18 protein-coding genes and 1 other RNA gene are annotated in these 19,214 nt (G+C 74.6%); 8 read left to right on the top strand and 11 right to left on the bottom strand.

The annotated features are described in order from the left end of the window. Positions 1–31 precede the first annotated feature (31 nt). From BR98_RS40575 to BR98_RS30180, 5 genes are all read right to left on the bottom strand, one after another. On the bottom strand, positions 32–469 hold the full coding sequence (locus tag BR98_RS40575) for a PIN domain-containing protein (RefSeq protein ID WP_035849703.1): 438 nt from the start codon (positions 467–469) through the stop codon (positions 32–34). Continuing rightward, complete coding sequence (locus BR98_RS40570; RefSeq protein ID WP_035849701.1) at positions 466–1,014, bottom strand: hypothetical protein; 549 nt, start codon at positions 1,012–1,014, stop codon at positions 466–468. The genes BR98_RS40575 and BR98_RS40570 overlap by 4 nt, the downstream gene beginning before the upstream one ends. A 445-nt stretch (positions 1,015–1,459) precedes the next feature. Beyond that, an RNA gene (gene rnpB / locus BR98_RS36965) (RNase P RNA component class A) lies at positions 1,460–1,853 on the bottom strand. Positions 1,854–1,878: 25 nt separating this feature from the next. Continuing rightward, positions 1,879–3,333 carry an RNB domain-containing ribonuclease gene (locus BR98_RS30185; protein WP_035849699.1) on the bottom strand — a complete coding sequence of 485 codons (1,455 nt, stop codon included), beginning with the start codon at positions 3,331–3,333 and terminating at the stop codon, positions 1,879–1,881. Between the two features lie 29 nt (positions 3,334–3,362). Then, positions 3,363–3,794, bottom strand: coding sequence for an SRPBCC family protein (locus BR98_RS30180; RefSeq protein WP_035849697.1), 432 nt, complete (start codon positions 3,792–3,794; stop codon positions 3,363–3,365). A gap of 90 nt (positions 3,795–3,884) precedes the next feature. Here BR98_RS30180 and yaaA point away from each other — a divergent pair, with 90 nt between their 5' ends. Continuing rightward, the gene (gene yaaA / locus BR98_RS30175; RefSeq protein ID WP_035849695.1) at positions 3,885–4,676 is read left to right on the top strand and encodes a peroxide stress protein YaaA; all 792 of its coding nucleotides are present in this window, start codon (positions 3,885–3,887) and stop codon (positions 4,674–4,676) included. A 65-nt stretch (positions 4,677–4,741) separates the two neighbouring features. On the opposite strand, the gene BR98_RS30170 is transcribed toward yaaA, so the two are convergent. The 3 genes from BR98_RS30170 to BR98_RS30160 are packed head-to-tail and all read right to left on the bottom strand — an operon-like array spanning position 4,742 to position 7,539. Further along, positions 4,742–5,899 carry a bifunctional RNase H/acid phosphatase gene (locus BR98_RS30170; RefSeq protein ID WP_035849693.1) on the bottom strand — a complete coding sequence of 386 codons (1,158 nt, stop codon included), beginning with the start codon at positions 5,897–5,899 and terminating at the stop codon, positions 4,742–4,744. Positions 5,900–5,903: 4 nt separating this feature from the next. Continuing rightward, entirely contained in the window at positions 5,904–6,647 is a 744-nt protein-coding gene (locus BR98_RS30165) for a zinc ribbon domain-containing protein (protein ID WP_035849691.1), read from the bottom strand. Positions 6,648–6,696: 49 nt separating this feature from the next. Then, positions 6,697–7,539 carry a Nif3-like dinuclear metal center hexameric protein gene (locus BR98_RS30160; protein ID WP_035849689.1) on the bottom strand — a complete coding sequence of 281 codons (843 nt, stop codon included), beginning with the start codon at positions 7,537–7,539 and terminating at the stop codon, positions 6,697–6,699. 264 nt (positions 7,540–7,803) lie between these two features. Here BR98_RS30160 and lanL point away from each other — a divergent pair, with 264 nt between their 5' ends. From lanL to BR98_RS30135, 6 genes are all read left to right on the top strand, one after another. Further along, positions 7,804–10,437: a class IV lanthionine synthetase LanL gene (gene lanL / locus BR98_RS30155; RefSeq protein ID WP_035849687.1), complete on the top strand. Its 2,634-nt coding sequence runs from the start codon at positions 7,804–7,806 to the stop codon at positions 10,435–10,437. Continuing rightward, positions 10,434–12,515: an alpha/beta hydrolase family protein gene (locus tag BR98_RS36740; RefSeq protein WP_051970425.1), complete on the top strand. Its 2,082-nt coding sequence runs from the start codon at positions 10,434–10,436 to the stop codon at positions 12,513–12,515. The genes lanL and BR98_RS36740 overlap by 4 nt, the downstream gene beginning before the upstream one ends. 155 nt (positions 12,516–12,670) lie before the next feature. Continuing rightward, positions 12,671–12,823 (top strand): hypothetical protein, encoded by a 153-nt coding sequence (locus BR98_RS39735; protein ID WP_157537984.1) that lies wholly within the window; start codon positions 12,671–12,673, stop codon positions 12,821–12,823. Positions 12,824–12,979: 156 nt separating this feature from the next. Then, positions 12,980–13,627, top strand: coding sequence for a class I SAM-dependent methyltransferase (locus BR98_RS30145; protein ID WP_035849685.1), 648 nt, complete (start codon positions 12,980–12,982; stop codon positions 13,625–13,627). 200 nt (positions 13,628–13,827) lie between these two features. Next, positions 13,828–15,159 carry a hypothetical protein gene (locus tag BR98_RS30140; RefSeq protein ID WP_035849683.1) on the top strand — a complete coding sequence of 444 codons (1,332 nt, stop codon included), beginning with the start codon at positions 13,828–13,830 and terminating at the stop codon, positions 15,157–15,159. Between the two features lie 7 nt (positions 15,160–15,166). Further along, complete coding sequence (locus tag BR98_RS30135; RefSeq protein WP_051970423.1) at positions 15,167–16,090, top strand: N-acetylmuramoyl-L-alanine amidase; 924 nt, start codon at positions 15,167–15,169, stop codon at positions 16,088–16,090. Positions 16,091–16,744: 654 nt separating this feature from the next. Here BR98_RS30135 and BR98_RS39730 read toward each other — a convergent pair. Then, positions 16,745–16,918: a hypothetical protein gene (locus BR98_RS39730; RefSeq protein ID WP_157537983.1), complete on the bottom strand. Its 174-nt coding sequence runs from the start codon at positions 16,916–16,918 to the stop codon at positions 16,745–16,747. Between BR98_RS39730 and BR98_RS42685 the strand changes: the two genes are divergently transcribed. Beyond that, positions 16,895–17,272, top strand: coding sequence for a hypothetical protein (locus tag BR98_RS42685; RefSeq protein WP_051970421.1), 378 nt, complete (start codon positions 16,895–16,897; stop codon positions 17,270–17,272). The two genes, BR98_RS39730 and BR98_RS42685, sit on opposite strands and share 24 nt — an antisense overlap. Before the next feature lie 61 nt (positions 17,273–17,333). On the opposite strand, the gene BR98_RS30120 is transcribed toward BR98_RS42685, so the two are convergent. Together BR98_RS30120 and BR98_RS30115 are read right to left on the bottom strand one after the other, a co-directional pair. Further along, complete coding sequence (locus BR98_RS30120; protein WP_035849682.1) at positions 17,334–18,425, bottom strand: prenyltransferase/squalene oxidase repeat-containing protein; 1,092 nt, start codon at positions 18,423–18,425, stop codon at positions 17,334–17,336. After that, positions 18,422–19,156, bottom strand: a complete 735-nt coding sequence (locus BR98_RS30115; protein ID WP_035849680.1) for a class I SAM-dependent methyltransferase — start codon at positions 19,154–19,156, stop codon at positions 18,422–18,424. The genes BR98_RS30120 and BR98_RS30115 overlap by 4 nt, the downstream gene beginning before the upstream one ends. Positions 19,157–19,214: the final 58 nt, after the last annotated feature.

Here is a 19,214-nt window from a genome sequence, read left to right as displayed (position 1 = left end):
TCGGGCATCCCGGGGCAACTGTGGTGGGTGATCAGCGGAAGAGCTGGATGACGACCCGCACATCCCCGCGGTCATGAAACTCCTTCCAGCCACGTTCGCCGGTGATGACGACCACCTCACCGAGCTGTTCACCCGTGGCGATACAGATGGCGTCGCCGAGCGAAAGTTCCGCCTTCTGAGGCTCGCTGTTGTCACCGGCGAACTGGATCCTGGGCAGTCTCACCAACTCCGCCAGCCGGAGCGGCGCGAACTGCGCCGGGATTACCTCCAGGCCGGCGGCCACCAGATCCTCCGCCAGTTGTTGAGGATTGCCGATTTCCAGACGCATGGCAGTACTGATCACCTCGGCCAGGTTCACATCGGTGATCACCGACCGGGAGAGAAGATCACCAATGTCCTTACCCCCGACCTCGTCGTACGCCCAGGCGAGCACGGCGGATGCGTCCAGTAGAAAAGGGCGCTCAGTCACAGACCGACCGCCTTGCGGAACTCCTCTTGACGCTCCCGGCTGGCCTTGGTGTCCTTGACCGGAGCGTACCGCTTGCCCAGCTGACGGTCTCGGCTCCGCATCTCCCGCAGAACCGCAGTCGCACTGACACCACCGGCTCGAGCCTTCTCGGTGCTCTCCAGGATGCGACGCTTCGCGGCCTCGGCAGCGGTCTCGCCCTCGACGGAAGCCTCGATCTTGGCGTGCGCGAGAACGGTGCCGTCCAGGACCTGCTCCCACCACCGGTCAGCCTGGTGCGAGATCCGCGGCTCCAGCAGCCCGCGCACGCTCTCTTGCACCCAATGCTCGTGCTCCGGATCCTGGGAGACGTGAACGATAAGGATCACCTTGACGGCGTCGCGAACCGGGCGGGCGCGCTCACGGTCGGCATCCGATAGGGCGTCCCAGAGGCGCACCACTACGTTCTCGGCGAAGCGGACGGCCTCCTCCGCTGCCACCAGGGTCAGCGCCTTCGCCTCCTGACCCGTCCGGTGGAGGTCAAGCCGCTCCGGCGACTCGATGGTCATCGCTTCACCTCTCCCCTTTTCCTGGTCCTCACGGTACGGGGGTCAGCGTCACTTCGGCTATAAAAACGCCCTGCCCGGCAGGACGAACCTTCTGGGCCATACAGGCAGCATCCCGGCGGGGGCGCCGTGGCCTGCCCGGCATTCCTATAGGCGGCGGCGCGAGACTCCCCGCTCGGCCTCGACCGCGCAAGCCGTTCTCGCAGCCGGGGCAGCCTCAAGCTGCCCCGGCCCTTCGTCTCTCAAGCGACCGACTCCGGTGATGGCTGCAGGCCGGCCCGAGGACATAGACCAAGATCAATCCGTGGGACTTTTCAGGGACTTTCGGCGCTGTCCGAGGGACTTTCGAGGGACTTTTCGCCGCGTAACACGGCAAGCCCTTGAAAGATCGGAAAGGGCCTCCGACGCAGGTCAGAGGCCCTTCCGGGGGCAAAGCCCCTGGTACGGCGGATGGAGCCGGCCTGTACGCCGGGTTCTGTCTCCCGGGGTGCTTGCGCGGCCCGGGGAGGCGGTCATCCATCTAGGGCTGCCGTTGCCGACAGCCTCGTGCGGTCTACCCGCGAGCTCGGGCGAGCAGCCCTCGAACACCCGCGCACGGGACCCGAGGGTCCCGATCTTGACCTTGCTCCGAGTGGGGTTTACCTAGCCAGCCGAGTCACCTCGGTCGCTGGTGGTCTCTTACACCACCGTTTCACCCTTACCTACCGAGGTAGGCGGTCTGTTTTCTGTGGCACTGTCCCGCGGGTCACCCCGGGTGGGCGTTACCCACCACCCTGCTCTGTGGAGCCCGGACGTTCCTCGGCGGGCCCGTGAGGACCCGTCGCGACCGCCCGGCCGACTCTTCCGCCGTGCGGTCATCCTAGCCGGTCAGGCCGGGGCGAATCGCACGGTACGGGTGACCGGGTCCGCCAGGGTCAGCCGCACCCGGATCCGCTCGCCCAGCGGCAGTCGGTGGCCCTCGGCGGCCTCGCAGCGGGCCCGTACCGCGGGTTCGGCGAGTTGCACGGTGCCGCGGGCCGGCCGCTTCTCGTCGGTGTCGATCACTATGGCGTCGAAGTCCTCGCCCTCCCGCCCGCGCAGCAGCTCGGCCTCCACCAGTTCCACGCAGGCCCGCTCCACCTCGTGCGCCCGCCGGTCGCCGGTGGCCATCAGCGCGGGCACCGAGTCCAGCCCCGCGCACACCCAGTCCGGGATCTCCTCCCCCGCCGCCACCGCGACGCAGATCTCCTGCGCGTAGCGGTCGGCGAGCCGGCGCAGCGGGGCGGTGCAGTGCGCGTACGGCGCGGCGAGGGCGGCGTGGCCCGGGTCGGTGGGCGGCGGCAACTCGCGGCCGGCGTCGAAGGCGTGGTAGCCGGCGCCGCGCAGCAGGCCGGTGCACTCGTTGAGGAAGGCGGCGTGGTGCGGCAGGTGCGGGTTGAGCGAGCGGATCAGCGCGCCGTACGGCAGTTCGGCCGGCCAGGGGACGTACAGCGCGTGCGCGCAGCGGCGCAGCCGGGCGTACGCGGACTCGGGCGCGGCAGGCAGGGTGCGCAGCAGCCCGACGCCGGCGTCCAGCATCAGCTCGGCGGCGGCCATGCCGGTGAGCAGCGAGATCTGGGCGTTCCAGCCGTCGGCGGGGCGCGGGGCCCGGTAGGTGGGGCGGTAGCCGTGGCTGGTGGCCTCGATCTCCTGCTCGGGGACCGGCAGGCTGATCCCGCCGCGGGCCTGCTCCTGCAGTTCCCGGGCCAGGCCGATCTCGGCGAGCAGGGTCAGCTGGTCGTCCGGGCGGCCGCCGTCCACCGCCTGCTGGACGCCCGCGTAGTCCAGCCGGCGGCGGGAGCGGACCTGGGCCCGGCGTACGTCGGCAAGCACCGCCGCGCCGTCCGGGTCGAGGTCGATCTGCCAGAGCAGCGCCGGACGCAGTTGGCCGGGCAGCAGGCTGGCGGCGCCCTCGGAGAGCACCGCGGGGTGCAGCGGGATCCGCTGGTCGGGGAAGTAGAGGGTCTGCACCCGCCTGCGGGCCTCGGTGTCGATCGCGCCGCCGGGGCGGACGAAGGCGGCGACGTCGGCGATCGCGTAGTGCACCCGGTAGCCGCCGCCGGGGCGCCGGGCCAGGTGCATGGCCTGGTCCAGGTCGAGCGAGCCGGGCGGGTCGAGGGTGAACAGCGGCAACTCGGTGGCGTCGTACTCGGGCAGCCGGGGGTTGGCCGCGGCCTGCTCGGCCTCGGCGAGCACGGCGGCCGGCCAGTCGGCAGCGATCTGCAGGCGGGTGCGCAGTTCGTCCAGCTCGGCGTTGATCCGGGTGGGGTCGGCGGCTCGGACGCGCAGCAGGCGGCGGGGCATGACCGCAGCCTAGGGGAGGACAGTGCCGGTCAGGTGGCGGCCACGCCCTCGCAGAAGGTCTTCAGTCCGGCCGCCTCCATGGCCAGGTAACGGCGGGTCAGCCGGCCGAGCAGCAGCCCGGTGAAGGGAGCCAGCGGTCCGCCCTGGCGCAGTTCCAGGGTCACCTTGGTGCCCTGCGGGCCGGCGTGCAGGTGGTGGGCGGCGATCGTGTGCACGCCCGGCGCGCGGCTCTCCCAGACGAAGGAGCTCTCGGGTTCGAAGGAGGTCACCCGCCACACCGCGCCGGGCAGCCGTGGCTGCTTCACCCAGGCCTCGGACCCCAGCCCGAAGGGCTTGCCCTGCTCGCGGCGCCGGATCAGCTCGATCGAGGCCGTCCACTTGCGCCAGCCCTGGACGTCGGCGAGTACCGCCCAGACCGCTTCGGGTCCGGCGTTGATCTCGACCTGTTCTCTGTGGAACATCGACCTACCCCCTTGCCGCCCATGGTAGGGAGGCGGACGGGCGGCCGGGTAGATTACACACATTGTTTAAGCTGTTGAAGGGAGCCCCGCATGCCGTTCCTGGTGCTGCTGCCGCCGTCCGAGGGCAAGGCCGACGCGCCCGAGGGGGCGCCGGTGGAGCTGGGCGCGCTCTCGCTGCCGGGGCTGACTGCGGCGCGGGGGCGGGTGCTGGACGCGCTGGTGGAGCTGTGCCGGGGGGACGAGGACACGGCGGCGGAGGTGCTCGGGCTGAGCAAGGGGCTGCGCGGGGAGATCTCCCGCAACGCCGGACTGCGTACGGCGGGCACGCTACCGGCCGGGGAGCTGTACACCGGGGTGCTGTACGACGCGCTCGGCCTGGCCAAGCTGGACCAGGCGGCGTACGCCCGGGCCGAGCGCTCGGTGCTGGTCTTCTCCGGGCTCTGGGGCGCGGTGCGGCTGTCCGACCGGATCCCCGCCTACCGCTGCTCGGGCGGCGTGAAGCTGCCGCCGCTGGGCGCGCTCGGGGCGTACTGGCGGCGGGAGACGGCCGAGGTGCTGCCGGCCGAGGCGGACGGGCTGGTGCTCGACCTGCGCAGCTCGGCCTACGCGGCCTCGTGGAAGCCGGCCGGCGAGCTGATCGGGCGCACCGCGACGGTGCGGGTGCTGCAGGAGAAGGACGGCAAGCGGTCGGTGGTCAGCCACTTCAACAAGGCCACCAAGGGACGGCTGGTCCGCGACCTGCTCAACTCCGGCGCCGAGCCGAGCACGCCCGGCGAACTGCTGGACGTGCTCGGCGGGTTGGGCTACACGGTGGAGGTCGCCGCCCAGGGCACGGCACGCAAGCCCTGGCAGCTGGACGTGGTGGTCACCGAGATCCACTGAGCCGGGATCCGCTGAGCGGGATCCACTGCGCGGGGATCCACTGGCCGGCCCGCGCTGACGACGCGTCAGCGCAGGTGGCTGGTGTCGTTGAGCAGCCGCAGCGAGGCGTTGCCGTCGCTGTAGTACTGGACGGCGCAGATCGAGGCGGCGGACAGCTCCATCCGGTAGACCGAGTCGGGCGGCGCACCCAGCGCCAGCCGGACCAGCGTCTTGATCGGGCTGACGTGCGAGACCACCAGGACGGTCTTGCCGGCGTAGCGGGCCAGCACCTTGTCCCGGGCCACCCCGACCCGCTGGGCGAGCGAGGCGAAGCTCTCGCTGCTGCCGGTCGGCTTGGCCTTGCTGGAGGCGAGCCAGGCGTTGAGGTCGTCCGGGTGGCGCTCCTGCACCTCGGCGAAGGTCAGGCCCTCCCAGGCGCCGAAGTCCAGCTCGCGCAGCCCCTCCTCGACCCGCAGCTCCAGGCCCAGGCGCAGCGCCACGGCCTCGGCGGTCTGCCGGGTGCGCAGCATCGGCGAGCAGACCACGGCCTGCACGGTGCCGCGCGCGGCCAGCGCCTCGGCGGCCCGCTCGGCCTGCCAGCGGCCCTTCTCGGAGAGCTCGGGGTCGCTGCCGGTGCTGCCGGAGAACCGCTTCTGCGGGGTGAGCGCGGTCTCGCCGTGGCGCAGCAGCACCAGGGTGGTGGCGGTGCCGAGTTCGGCCGTACCCCAGCCGGCCTTGGGCGCGGCGGGCTCGGGCAGTGGCTCGTCCAGCACCGGGGCGACGGCGGCCACCGGCGCGGCGGGCCGGGTCCCGGGCTCCCACTGCTTGCCGGCCTTGCCCGCGTCCATCGCCTCGTTGGCCAGCCGGTCGGCGTCCTTGTTGCGCTCGCGCGGGATCCAGGAGTAGCCGACCTGTGCGGGCGGGAAGACGGTGCGGGCCTCGGCGGCCAGCGGCTGCATGTCGGGGTGCTTGATCTTCCAGCGCCCGGACATCTGCTCGACCACCAGCTTGGAGTCCATCCGGACGTCCACGACTGCGGCCGGGTCGATCTCGTGGGCGGCGCGCAGGCCGGCGATCAGGCCCTTGTACTCGGCCACGTTGTTGGTGGCCCGGCCGATGTACTCGGCGGCCTCGGCGATGATCTGCCCGGTGTCGCCGTCGCGGACCACCGCGCCGTAGCCGGCCGGGCCCGGGTTGCCCCGGGACCCGCCGTCGGCCTCGACGATGAACCTGCGCGCCGCCATCGGGTCAGATGCCCGACTCGGCGGTGCGGACCAGGATCCGGCCGCAGTTCTCGCAGCGCAGCACGGCGTCCTTGGGCTCGGCCTTGATCGCGTTCAGGTCGGAGACGGCGAACTCCACCCGGCAGCCCTCGCAGCGGCGCTGGAAGAGCCGGGCCGCACCGACGCCGCCCTGCTGCTCGCGCAGCCGGGTGTAGAGCTTCAGCAGGTCGGCGGGGATCACCGCGGCCACGGCCTCGCGGTCGCGGGCCACCTTGGCGGACTCGGCGTCGATCTCGCCGAAGGCGGCCGCCCGGCGCTCGGTGGCCTCCTTGAGCACCACGTCGGCGTGCTCGAGCCGGGCGGTCAGCTCGGTGACCCGGGTCTGCGCCGACTCCAGACGCTCCATCACCTCCAGCACCACGTCCTCCAGGTCGCCCTGGCGCTTGGCCAGCGAGCCGACCTCGTGCTGCAGGTTCTCCAGGTCCTTGGCGGAGGTGACCGCGCCGGAGTCCATCCGCTGCTGGTTGCGGGCGGCCCGGGAGCGGACCTGCTCGACGTCCTGCTCGGCCTTGGTCAGCTCACGGGCGGTGTCGCCCTGCTGCGCCTCGGCGGCGACCACCAGGTCCTTGAGGGCGGTGTGGTCGGCGGTGGCCTTGTCGATCTCCGCGTGCTCGGGCAGGGTGCGGCGCCGGTGGGCCAGCTGGTCGAGCTTGGAGTCGATGGCCTGCAGGTCGAGGAGGCGGATCTGGTCGGCGGGCGCGGAGTTCACGCGAAGGGCTCCTGAGGTGACGGGGTCGAGCGGATTGTTTGGGGTGCGCCTACTGCGCGACGTACGGCATCGGTGCGTGGGCCGTCCACGGGTCGGTGACCAGGGTGGAGACCCGGGTCTCCAGCTGCCAGCCGTGCCGGGTGGCGGCGGCGCCGAGGTCGCGGGCGGCGAGGTTCAGCCAGGGCCACTCGGTGGCCCAGTGCGCCGCGTCCACCAGTGCGAGGTCCGAGGCGGCCTCGGCGGCCTCGGAGGCCGGGTGGTGGCGCAGGTCGGCGGTGACATAGGCGTCCACACCGGCTGCCCGGGCCTCGGCGAGGAAGCTGTCCCCCGACCCGCCGCAGACCGCGACCCGACGGATCGTCCGGTCCTGGTCGCCGGCCACCCGCACGCCGGTGGCGGTCGCCGGCAGCCCGGCCGCCACCTGGGCGGCGAAGGCGGCCAGCGGCAGCGGTTCGGGCAGCTCGCCGATCCGTCCGCTGCCGCGGCGGCCGGCCGGGTCGGTCGGGTCGGCCACCAGCGGGCCGGTGGTCTTCAGACCGATCGCCTCGGCGAGCGCGTCGGACACGCCCGGGTCGGCGTGGTCGGCGTTGGTGTGCGCGACGTGCAGGGCGATGCCGGCCCGGATCAGGGTGTGCACCACCCGGCCCTTGAAGGAGGTGGCGGCCACGCTGGTGGTGCCGCGCAGATAGAGCGGGTGGTGGGTGACCACCAGGTCGGCGCCCCAGGCCACGGCTTCCTCGACCACCGCCTGGACGGGGTCGACGGCGAACAGCACTCGGCGGACCTGGTCGTCCGGATCGCCGCAGACCAGGCCGACGGCATCCCAGGACTCCGCCCACTGGGGTGGGTAGAGCTCGTCGAGCGCGTTGATGACCTCGGACAGTTTCGGCACCCGTTGAGACTACCGCGCGCAGCGGTACGGACGGGCCGTACGGGTGCCGGGGCCGGTCCGGGTCAACCCGCGTGCGCAGGCGCTCTGGGCGGACATGCCAGAGCGCACCAGGGGTCGGTGGGCGAAACGAATCCGGATCACCCTTATGAGTGAAGCGACCCGGCGGGCGTTGAGTGGTTCGCGCACCGAAAGTAACTTCGCTGTCACGAGGGAGAGTTGCCCATCCACGGTGCTGCGCGCAGCACCAGGAGGAGAGTGGAGCGAATGCGGACGGGCGCACCGCCACGGCAGGACACGTGGCGGACCGGGGCTCCGGCGGACGACACGCTGGTGGAGGTGGCACGGGCCGGCCTCACCGGCGCCGAGCCGGCGGCGGGGGGCGTCCGGGGCGACTGGACGGCCGCCTTCGACGGCTTCTGGTGCACCGTCCGCCCGCCGGGTGACTCCCCCGCGCCGCCCGCACCGGGCTGGAGGATCCATGTCAGCGCGGCCGACACGGTCGCCGCCGAGGTGCTCGCGTCGGTGGCGGAGGTGCTTGCCGAGGATCCGTGCGGCTTCCGGTTCGCCGCCGACCGGGCCCGCCTGCACGAGATCAACTCCGGGGACGGCGAACGAGGTTCGGCAGGGAAGTTCATCACCGTCGAGCCACTGGACGAGGCCCAGTTCCGGCGGCTGCTGCCCGAGCTGCACCGGGCCACCGAGGGCCTGCCCGGACCGGCGCTGCTCGCCGAGCGGGCGTTCGCGCCGGGCAGCCGGGTGCACTACCAGTGCCCGCCGTGGGTGGTCGACCCCGTGGAAGGGAGGGGGTCGGCCGGGGCAGGCTCAGCCCGTGGCGGCGAGGTGCTGCTCGGCGGGCGGTACGCGCTGACGGCGGCGGTGCGGCACTCGGCCGACGGCGGGGTCTTCCTCGGCACGGACACCACCGACGGCCGGACCGTGCTGGTCAAGCAGGCCACGACGCAGTTCGAGATGGACCGGGCGGGCGCCGACCCGCACCCCGCGCTGCACCACGAGGCGCGGCTGCTCGCCGAGTTGGCGCCGCTCGGGCTCACCGCCCGGCCGCTGGCGCTGATCACCCAGGGGGACTCGCTGCTGCTGGTGCAGGAGCACATCCCGGGCCAGACACTGGACAGTTGGGTGGCGGCCCGACTGAGCCGGGACGGCGCGCCGGACGTGCCCTGGGAGGCGGCGCGGCCGATGGCGCTGGCGCTGGTCGAGCTGCTCGGTGCCGTGCACGCCGCCGGACTGGTCCTGCGGGACCTCTCGCCGAGCAAGGTGCTGGTCCTGCCGGACGGCTCGCTGCGCCTGGCGGATCTCGAACTCGCCTGCGCCACGGGGGTGGTGGCGGGTCCGGCGGGCGCCGACGGGTATCGGGCGCCGGAGCAGTCGAACGCCTGCCCGGCGGCCGATCCGGCGGCGGACCTGTTCGCGCTGGGCGGGCTCTTCTTCCTACTGGCCACGGGGCACGATCCGGTGCTGCCCGAGGGCCTGCCGCTGGCCCGTCCGCTGCCCGAACGCCTGGGCCGCTGGCTGGCCCTGGCGGCGCGGGAAGGCGGGACGGCGGCGCGACTGGCGCCCCTGGTGCTGGGGCTGCGGGCGGCGGCCGCCGGGCAGCGGTGGCCGCTGGAGCGGGTGCGGGCGGCGCTGACCGCAGCAGACCCCTCGGGATCCGAGGAACCCGATGAGTCCGAGGCGTCCGAGGCGTCCGAGGCGTCCGACCAGCCGACGGCCGGCGGGGTGCGGCCACAGCCGCTCGCGCGGGTGCTGCAGGACGGGCTGCGCCATCTGGCCGTCACCGCCACACCCCGACGCCCCGACCGGCTCTGGCCGGCCGCGCCGGGCGGGCAGCACACCGACCCGTGCACCGGGCAGCACGGCGCGGCAGGGCCGCTCGCGGTCCTCGCCCGAGCCCTGGGGACGCTGCCCGAGCTGGAGTTGACGGTCCGTCAGGCAGCTTCCTGGGTCGAGCGCAGGTGCGCGTCCGAGCCGGTGGTGCCGCCCGGCCTGCACTGCGGCCGCTCCGGGGTGGCCTGGGCACTGCTGGACGCCGCCGAGGCGCTCGGGGACGAGGCGCTGGCCGCTCGGGCCCGTCGCCTGGCGCGGCCGATCCCGCCGCGCTGGCCCAGCCCGGACGTCTGCCACGGTGCGGCCGGCGCCGGCTTCCTACGTCTGCGGCTCGGCGAGCCCGAAGCCGCGCTGCGGGTGGCCCGGCCCCTGCTGGCGGCGGCCGAGCAGGGTCCGTACGGCACGGTCTGGCCGGTGCCCGAGACCTTCGACTCCGGCCTGGCCGGCCGCACCCACCTCGACTACCGGCACGGTGTGGCCGGCATCGGCGCCTTCCTGCTCGCCGTCCACCGGGCCACCGGCGACGCCGAGGCCCTGGCCGGTGCCCGGCAGGCCGCCGCCACCCTTGCCGCGACCGTACGGCGGCACGGCGCGGGCGCCTGGTGGCCGCGCAGCGCGGACGACCCGGACTCGGTGCCCGGCGCGCACTGGTGCGGCGCCTCCTCGGGGGTGGGCGGCTTCCTGGTCCGGCTCTGGCGCACCACCGGCGAACCGGCGCACGGCGAGTTGGCGGTGGCGGCCGGGCAGGCGGTGCTGGACCGGCACCGGCCCGGCGGCCCCGGCGGCTGCCACGGCCCGGCCGGCGACGGGGAGTACCTGCTGGACCTCGCGGAAGCCACCGGCGAGGCCCGGTTCCGGCGCGGCGCCGAGGAGTTGGCGGACCTGCTGGCCGCCCGGGCGGTGCTGCGGGACGGGCTGCTGGTGCTGCCGGAGGAAGGCGGCACGGACTGTGCGGCGGGGTACGGCACCACGACGGCCGGCGGGCTCGCCTTCCTGCTGCGGCTGCTGCACGGCGGGCCCCGGCTCTGGGTCGACCCGGTGGCCGGCGCATGAGCACCGCGCTGCGGGTGGTCGCCCCCGCGCTGCGGCGGCTGAGCTTCGGCTTCGCGGCCGACGGCTCGCACGCCGCCTGCCTGGCGGCCGGACCGGACGGTGGCTGGTACGCCGAGAGCTGGCGGCTGACCGAGGGCGCGGCGGCGCGGCCCACCCCGCTCCCGCTCGCCGACCGGCGCTCCGAGAACCTGCGCACGCAGCTGGTCGCGCTGCCGGACGGCCGGGTGCTGGCCGTCCGGCACGAGGGCGAACGGCACGACCTGGTGCTGCTCGGAGCCGAGCGGGAGCAGCCGTTGGCGACCCTGCGGATGCCGGGCCTGCGGCTGCTGCCGGTGCCGGTCCACGGCGCCCCGGACGGCCCGGTCGCCGTGGCCCTGGGCACCGACAGCACGCCCGCCACCCGCGCCTGGCTGGTCTACGCCGACGGCCGCCCGCCGCGCCCGGTCGCCGAGTTCCCCGGTCTGCACGGCGGCGGGGTGTGGCTGGACCGCACCGGCCGGCTGCTCGTACTGGACCGGCTGCAGTCCGGCGTGGTCAAGAGCGTGGTGCTGGACCTGCGGCTCGGCACCGTCACCCCGCTGCTGGAGATCGCCGCGGGCAGCAACGACCGTCTGGTGCTCTTCGACCCCGACACCCGTTTCCTGCTGCTGCGCAGTAACGCCCCCGGCGAGGACCGGCTCGGCTGGGGCGTGCTGGGCAGCGCGGAGCCCGTCCGGTTCCCCGACTGCCTGCACGTGCCCGGGCTCTTCCTGCGCCCGGTGGCGCTCGAGCCCGCCGCCGGAGCGGCCGAGGAGGTCCGGGTGGCGGTGCAGATCGACCACGGCGCCGGCTCGGCGTTGGCGCTGTGGCGGCCCTCGACCGGACGGCTGGAGCCGCTGGCGGTGCCGCCGGGCCGGCTCGGGGCGGTCGGCCACTGGTCGGCGGCCGGGCTGCGGATGCCGTACTCCGCGCCGGACCGTCCGGCGGGGCTGGCCACGCTGATGGTGGACCAGTTGCTCGGCGGCGCCGGGGTGGCGGCTGCGGGCGGGCCGCTGCCGCTGCCGCTGGCACCGCTGACCGGGGCGCGGATGGTGCCCAACCCGGCGGCGCCGCCCGGGCCGGTATTGCCAAGGGCGATCAGGGCTAGCACAGTGCCGGCAGCGGTCAGGGGCGGCGCAGTGCCAGGGGCACCCCGGGGCAGCGCAGTGCCGGGGGCGCCCGGCGGAGCCGGGGTGCCGGCGGCGGGCTGGCGGCTGGACGGCAGTGCCGCGCCGCCCGACGGCAGCCGCTGGCAGCGCGCGCACTGCCTGGAGCTGGCCGGCCCCGCCGGTCCGATCGAGGCCGTGGTCTACGGCGGCGAGGCCTGGCTGAGCAGCCCCCAGCTGGTGCTCGCGCTGCACGGCGGCCCGGCCGACGCCTGGCGGCTGGAGTTCGACCCGGCGCTGCAGCGGATGGCCGCCGAGGGCCTGGCCGTGCTCGCGCCCAACCAGCGCGGCAGCACCGGCTACGGCACCGCGCACGCGATGGCGATCCGCGGCGCCTGGGGCGGTCCCGACCTGGCCGACGTGCTCGGTCTGCTGGAGGGCCTGGCCGGGCAGCGGGCCGCGCTCGGACTCGAACCGCCCGCGCTCTTCGGGGTCAGCTACGGCGCCTTCCTCGCCCTGCTGGCCGCCGCGCTGGCGCCCGCCGACCGGGTGGCACGCTGCGCGGTGGTGGCCCCGTTCCTGTCCGGCGCCCGGCTGCTGGCCGAGGCGACCGCGCCGGTCCGGGCGCTGATCAGCCGCCTGGGCGGCGCCGAGCCGATCGAGGACGAGTTCGGTCCGCGCGATCTGCTGCGGCTGGCGGGCCGGCTCACCGGGCCGCTGCTGGTCGTGCACGGCGACCGCGACGACGCCGTCCCGGTCGGTCAGTCGCGGGCGCTGCGGCAGGAGTTGCTGCGGCTCGGGCGACGGGAGGGGAGCGACTTCCACTACCTGGAGGCGGCCGGCGCCGGGCACGAGGTGCTCGCCGAGGAGGGTTCGGCGGTGCTGCACGAGCTGCTGGCCGGCTTCCTGCGGACCGGGCGGCCGTTGGGGCCCTCTGTCGATCGGCAGGTGTGACACACCGACAGCTGGATAGGTTGTTGTCGTGGTCCGCCAGTAGGGTGACGGACCAACGGGGCTGATCGTTTCGGCAGCCCTGTGCCCGGACCGGTCACGGCGGGCGGTGCCGTGCGGCACCACAGACCTGCACCCACGCACGGAGAAGACGAGAGATGTCCGAAAACCTCACCGACACCAGCGACCACGGCGCCGACGAGGCCACCCCGGAGGACACCCACGGCCGCCACCGCGGCCTGACCGCCCCCGACGACAGCCCGGAGGCCGACCCGCACGGCCGCCACCGGCTGGACGCGGCCGCCAACTGAGCCCACCGTGAGGGCCCGGCGCGCTCAGCGCGCCGGGCCTTCGCCGCACCCGTGGGCTACTCGACGGTAACCCCTGGCCGGGCGATCGAGTAGGGTCCCGGGCACGGGCCGGAAGGGTCGGCCCGGGAACCCCCGGAAGCTGGACGGAGCTGCACGATGACGACCCCCGCGACGACCCCCGCGCCAGAGGTGCTCGCGGCCTTCACCGCCGCGGACGGCTTCATGCCCGAGGACGAGGGCCTGGCGCTGTACGCCGCCGCCGTCGAGGCCGCCGGGCGGACCGGGCTGCCGGTCCTGGAGATCGGCACCTACTGCGGCCGCTCGGCGATCCTGCTCGCCGACGCCGCCCGGCGCACCGGCACCGTCGCGCTGACCGTCGACCACCACCGCGGCTCCGAGGAGCAGCAGCCCGGCTGGGAGTACCACGACCCCACCCTGGTCGACGCCGAGGTCGGCCTGATGGACACGCTGCCGCGCTTTCGCCGCACCCTGCACGCGGCCGGCCTGGAGCAGCACGTGATCGCGCTGGTCGGCCGCTCCCCGCAGATCGCCGCGGTCTGGGGCGGGCGCCTCGCGCTGGTCTTCATCGACGGCGGGCACACCGACGAGCACGCCGGCGGCGACTACGACGGCTGGGTGCCGCACCTGGCCGAGGACGGGCTGCTGGTGGTGCACGACGTCTTCCCCGATCCGGCGGACGGCGGGCAGGCGCCGTACCGGGTGTACCTGCGGGCGCTGGCCGACGGCTTCGAGGAGCTCTCGGTGACCGGCTCGCTGCGGGTGCTGCGGCGGTCCGCGGCCTGACCGGACGGTGAAGAACGGGTGCGCCGAAGTGGTCCTCTCGCACCCTTTTTCGGGAGCCAGCACACCTCGCGTAATGATCGGCCGGTACGGTGACGACGGGCACCCGCGGTACGGACGTCAGCCGTGGGCGACCCGAGTCGCACCACCCACCACGACCGACCACCGAGCGCACAGGCCAGACCTGAAGGCGGGGGCCACTTATGACGGACCAGGGCGACATGACACCGGCGGTCTGGGACCCCACCGCGCGTGACGGCGCGGGCGGCTGGGTCCGGCGCGCGGTGCCGGGCGGTGCCCCCCAGCCTCCCGCCGTGCCCGCGCCCGGGGCCCCGGCCGCTCCGTACCCGCCCGCAGCTCCGTACCCGCCCGCCGCTTCCGCTCCCGGCGCGCCGCCGCGCCCGCCGGTCGCCGGTGCCCCGGCCCCCGGTGCCACCGCGCCGCCGTACCCGGCCGGTGCGCCCGCCCCCATGGCCCCGCCCGCCGCGACGGGTGGTGTCGGCGACCAGGGTCCGCCGCTCGTCGCCCGCCCGTACCTGCCGCCGGCCGCGCCGCCGCCCAGCGCACCGCCCGTCGCACCGCCCGTTGCACCGCCCGTCGCGCCGGGCGGCTACGGCTACCCGCAGCCCCCCAGCGGCTTCCCCGGCCACGCCGCGGGCCAGCAGCCCGGGCGCTTCGGCCCGCCGCCCGTCCCCATGGCGCCGCCCGCCCAGCCCGGCTACGGCTACCCGCAGCCCCCCGCCCCGGCCTTCCCGCCGCAGCCGGCGTACGCCACTGGCGGCCTCGACCTCCCCGGCCGCTACGAGGACGAGGGGGAGGCGGACCGCCCCAACCGCCGCACCCCCCTGCTGATCGGCGCCGGCCTGGTGCTGGTGCTCGCGATCGGCGGCGGCGCCGTGCTCGCCTCGCAGAACTCCGGCTCCAGCGCCCCCACCAACAAGGCCGCCCCGCCGGTCCCGTCCTCGAGCCCGACCACCGCCCCCAGCGGCGCGGCCTCCGACGCCCCGTCAGGTGCGGCGCAGGGTCAGAGCGTCCCGCCCTCCCCCTCCGCCAGCGCCAGTGCCGGACCGGGCGCGCAGGGCGAGGCCAAGGCTCTGGACGACCTGCTCACCCGCGGCGAGGGCGCGAAGGCGCCGATCGGCAGCGCGGTCGCCAAGGTGGAGAGCTGCCCCAGCAAGGCCGACATCGACAGCGCGGCGCAGACCTTCGACTCCGGCGCCACCCAGCGCGACCAGCTGCTCGCCGACCTGGCCAAGCTCAACCTGGCCGACCTGCCGGGCGGCGCCGACGCGGCGCAGAGCCTGAAGTCGGCCTGGCAGACGTCCAGCGACATCGACCGGGCGTACGCTGCTTGGGCCCGCGCGGTCGGCAGCCAGGGCTGCGGGGCCAACAAGACCGCCCCGTCCACCGCCGACAAGCAGAAGGCCGACGGCCTCAACCCGCAGGCCACGCAGGCCAAGAAGGACTTCGTCGCGAAGTGGAACGCCCTGGCGAGCAGCTACGGGCTGACCGGCCGCACCTGGGACAGGATCTGACCGCACCGTGAACCGCACCGCCCCCCTGATCACCCTGCTCGGCGTCTCGCTCGGCGCGCTCACCCTGACCGGCTGCGGCGCCGGCGGCCCGACGGCAGCCGGCCTGGCCTCGCCGCCCTCGTCCGCCCCGGGCCTGCCGACCCCGCAGATGCCGAGCACCTGGTCACCCGCGCCGGCCACCACCGCCGGCGCACCCGCCCCGGCCACGGCGCCCGCCGCATCCGACAGCCCCGCACCGGCGAGCCCCACCGGCAAGCCGCTGGCCGGTCGCACCATCGTGCTGGACCCCGGCCACAACCCCGGCAACGTCGCCCACACCACCGAGATCAACCGCCAGGTCGACATCGGCAACGGCCGCAAGGAGTGCGACACCACCGGCACCGCGACCGACGCCGGCTACACCGAGGCCGACTACAGCCTGGACGTCTCGCACCGGATCCGCGACCTGCTCAAGGCGCTCGGCGCCACGGTGCTGCTCACCCAGGACGGCGACCACCCGTGGGGTCCCTGCATCACCGACCGGGCCGCCTTCGGCAACGCCGCCCACGCCGACGCGGCGATCTCGGTGCACGGCGACGGCGGCCCCGCCTCGGGCAGCGGCTTCCACGTGATCATGCCGGCCAAGGTGGTGGCCGGAAAGGCCGACACCACGGCGATCACCGCCCCCTCGCACCGCCTCGGCCTGCTGGTCCGCGACAGCTTCCACACCGTCACCGGCGAGCCGTACGCCGACTACATCGGCGACCAGGGCCTGGACACCCGCGACGACCTGGGCGGTCTGAACCTCTCCGGCATCCCCAAGGTCTTCATCGAATGCGGCAACATGCGCAACGCCGGCGACGCCCAGCGGATGACCGATCCGCAGTGGCGCCAGCGGGCCGCCCAGGGCATCGCGGACGCCTTCACGGCCTTCTTGACGACCACTGGCTGACCCCTTGTCGAGTGGGTAAGTAGAATCACTGCCCGTCACGCCGTCACGACACACCAGCGAGGGGAACCGATCAGTGAATCTGCGCGCTCTCACCAGGGGAGATGCCGCCATCGCAGGTGCGGCCGTGCTCCTGCTCATCTCGTCGTTCCTGCCGTACTTCTCCTCCACGGTCTCCTGCGGCCTGCCCGGCTGCCCGAGCGAGACCGTCTCCTCGAGCGCCTGGAACACCAACCTGTTCCCGGTGCTGCCCTCGGTGTACCTGCTGGGCATCGCGGCCGCCGCGCTGATCCTGCTGCAGCGCTTCCAGGGTGAGGCGGCCAAGACCCGGCAGATCCTGGGGCTGCGGCTCGACCAGTGGGGCAGCTCCTTCGCGGTGGTGGCGCTGTGGACCGCGCTCTGGTCGCTCGGTGCGGGCTCGGACCACTCCTGGGGCGCTTACCTGGGCCTGATCGCGGTGCTGGTGCTCGCCGGCGCGGCGGTGGCCGGACCCCTGGTTCCGGCGCTGCAGGGCCCGCTGCTGACGGACAAGCCCGCCCAGCCGCAGGGCTACCAGCAGCCCGGCTTCCAGGGCTTCCAGCAGCCCGGCTACGGCTACCCGGGCCAGCAGCAGGTGCCCGGCCAGAGCTTCGGCGGGCAGCCGCAGCAGCAGGGTGGCTACGGCTTCCCGGCGCCGGGGCCGGTCAGGTGGGCCTGGGCGGTCAGCCTGGGCTCGGCGGCCAGCCGGGAATGGGTCAGCCGGGCGTGGGTCAGCCGGGCCTCGGTCAGCCCGGTCAGGACTCGCCGTTCGGGCAGCCGCTCCCGGGTATGGGCGCGCAGCCGCAGCCGCACGACGCCTTCGGCGCGCCGCAGCCGGCCGCCGCGCAGGCCCCGGCGCCGACGCCCACCCAGGCCGCGGTGCCGCCGGTGTCCGCCGCCGAGCAGACCGCGGTGCTGCCCCCCACCACCGCTGCCACCCCCGCCCCGGCCCCCGCGCCCGCCGCGGAGTTCGCGCCGTTCTGGTTCGCCGTGCCCGAGCCGCGCCGCCTGGCCCCCAAGGACGGCTCCGCCGGCCCGCCGGTGGGCGACCTGCTGCCCGGCACCTGGTACCTCGCCGTCGACCAGCGCGGCGCCGCCCTGGTCGCCCAGCTCCAGGACGGCACCCAGGGCCTGCTGACCGACTCCTCGGGCATCCAGCGCGGCTGATCACGGCACGCGAAGGGGGCCGGCGGAATTCTCCGCCGGCCCCCTTCCTCAGCAGCAGGGCTCAGCAGCAGGCTTCTGCCGCCAGGCCGTCGGGCAGGTCCGCCGCGCCGAAGACGGCTACGGTGGCCGGGTCGCCGCCGAGGGCCGCCACGGCGAGGAGCAGTGCGCCGGCGGTCCAGGTGGTCTGCTCCTCGGGCCAGATGGCGTCGTCCTCGAAGACGTAGCCGGTCCAGTAGGAGCCGTCCTGGTGGCGCAGGTGCTGGATCCAGCGCAGGATCTCCACGGCGCGGTCGGACTCGCCCACCGCCCAGAGGGCGAGCGCGAGTTCGGCGCTCTCGCCGCCGGTCACCCAGGGGCGGTCGCTGACGCAGCGCACGCCGAGGCCGGGGACCACGAACCGCGCCCAGTCGGCTTCGATCCGGGCCAGTGCGGCCGGGCCGCGCAGCGCGCTGCCGAGCACGGGGTAGTACCAGTCCATCGAGTAGCGGCCCTTGTCGAGGAACCGCTCGGGGTGTGCGGCCACCGCGTGCTGCAGTCGGCCGGTGGCCAACTCCCAGTCGGGCTGGGGTTCTTCGCGGTAGTCGGCGATGGCGAGCCCGCACCGCAGGGCGTGCAGGATGCTGGCCGAGCCGGTGAGCAGCGCCTCGTCGACAGCCTGCCCGTCCTCGTCCAGCCGCCAGGCGATCGGGCCGCCGGGCAGTTGCAGGCCGACGGTGAAGTCCAGCGCGCGGCGCACCACGGGCCACATCCGCTCGAGGAACTCCTCGTCGCCGGTGGCGAGATGGTGGTGCCAGACGCCAACGGCCACGTAGGCGCAGAAGTTGGTCTCGATGGCCCGGTTGCTGACCCCGGGCGCGCCCTCGCCGTAGTAGCCGGCGAACCAGGAGCCGTCCGGGTTCTGATGGTCCGTCAGCCACTGGTAGGCGCGGTCGGCGGCGGCGTGTTCGCCGGCCGCGTCCAGCGCCATCGCGGCCTCGGTGTGGTCCCACGGGTCGAGGTGGCCGCCGGTGAACCACGGGATCGCGCCGTCGGGGCGCTGTTCGGCCAGGATGCTGCGCACCGTGGCGACGGCCTGCTCGGCGTCCAGGACGCCCGGCAGCAGCAGGGTCTGCGGCGCGGTCCGGGGAGCCGCCACCCCCTCGGGAATGGTCATGCGCCCGCCCGGTTGGGCTTGCTGGCGTAGGCGACGAAGCTCTTGCCGATCAGCGGGTTGAGCGCGGCCTCGGCGGCCCTGGTGAGCTTGCTGATCACCGGGGTGCCGACGATGTCCCAGACCAGCAGCTGGTGGTAGGCCTTGACCGGCAGCGCCTTGTCGTTGTTGACGCCGACCGCGCACTTGATCCACCAGTACGGCGAGTGCAGCGCGTGCGCGTGGTGGGTGCCGTACGGGTCGAGGCCGGCCTCGCGCAGCTTGTCGAGCAGCTCGTCGCCGCGGTAGATCCGGATGTGGCCGCCCTCGTTGGCGTGGTACTCGTCGGAGAGCGTCCAGCAGATCTTCTCCGGCAGCCAGCGCGGCACCGTGACGGCGAGCAGGCCGCCGGGCTTGAGCACCCGGAACATCTCGTTGAGCACGCCCTTGTCGTCCGGGATGTGCTCCATCACCTCGGAGATGATGATCTTGTCGAAGGACTCGTCCTCGAACGGCAGGGCCAGCGCGTTGCCCTCCATCGCCACCGCCGAGGCTCCCTCGGGTGCCTCACCGGCCGCGGCCATCGCGTCGAACCACTTCTTGACCTCGGCGATCTCCTCGGCGTTCTGGTCCAGGGCCACCACGTTGGCGCCACGGCGGTAGCACTCGAACGCGTGCCGGCCCCCGCCGCACCCCAGATCGAGCACCCGGTCGCCGGGGGCGAGCGGGAAGCGGGAGAAGTCGACGGTCAACACTGCGGGGCTCCCATGCGAAGTGGTCAGGCAGAGGGTTGGGAAGGAAGCGACTCGGAGG

Source organism: Kitasatospora azatica KCTC 9699 (assembly GCF_000744785.1).
Classification (GTDB): Bacteria; Actinomycetota; Actinomycetes; order Streptomycetales; family Streptomycetaceae; genus Kitasatospora; species Kitasatospora azatica.
Note: the sequence above shows the minus strand (reverse complement) of the source record. Positions and strands in the feature narration are given on the sequence as shown.

Excerpts from the sequence above, each read along its gene's own strand:
- BR98_RS40570 (WP_035849701.1), bottom strand. The coding sequence starts at position 1,014 with ATGACCATCGAGTCGCCGGAGCGGCTTGACCTCCACCGGACGGGTCAG.
- BR98_RS30185 (WP_035849699.1), bottom strand. The coding sequence starts at position 3,333 with ATGCCCCGCCGCCTGCTGCGCGTCCGAGCCGCCGACCCCACCCGGATC.
- BR98_RS30180 (WP_035849697.1), bottom strand. The coding sequence starts at position 3,794 with ATGTTCCACAGAGAACAGGTCGAGATCAACGCCGGACCCGAAGCGGTC.
- yaaA (WP_035849695.1), top strand. The coding sequence starts at position 3,885 with ATGCCGTTCCTGGTGCTGCTGCCGCCGTCCGAGGGCAAGGCCGACGCG.
- BR98_RS30170 (WP_035849693.1), bottom strand. The coding sequence starts at position 5,899 with ATGGCGGCGCGCAGGTTCATCGTCGAGGCCGACGGCGGGTCCCGGGGC.
- lanL (WP_035849687.1), top strand. The coding sequence starts at position 7,804 with ATGCGGACGGGCGCACCGCCACGGCAGGACACGTGGCGGACCGGGGCT.
- BR98_RS36740 (WP_051970425.1), top strand. The coding sequence starts at position 10,434 with ATGAGCACCGCGCTGCGGGTGGTCGCCCCCGCGCTGCGGCGGCTGAGC.
- BR98_RS39735 (WP_157537984.1), top strand. The coding sequence starts at position 12,671 with ATGTCCGAAAACCTCACCGACACCAGCGACCACGGCGCCGACGAGGCC.
- BR98_RS30145 (WP_035849685.1), top strand. The coding sequence starts at position 12,980 with ATGACGACCCCCGCGACGACCCCCGCGCCAGAGGTGCTCGCGGCCTTC.
- BR98_RS30140 (WP_035849683.1), top strand. The coding sequence starts at position 13,828 with ATGACGGACCAGGGCGACATGACACCGGCGGTCTGGGACCCCACCGCG.
- BR98_RS42685 (WP_051970421.1), top strand. The coding sequence starts at position 16,895 with ATGGGCGCGCAGCCGCAGCCGCACGACGCCTTCGGCGCGCCGCAGCCG.
- BR98_RS30120 (WP_035849682.1), bottom strand. The coding sequence starts at position 18,425 with ATGACCATTCCCGAGGGGGTGGCGGCTCCCCGGACCGCGCCGCAGACC.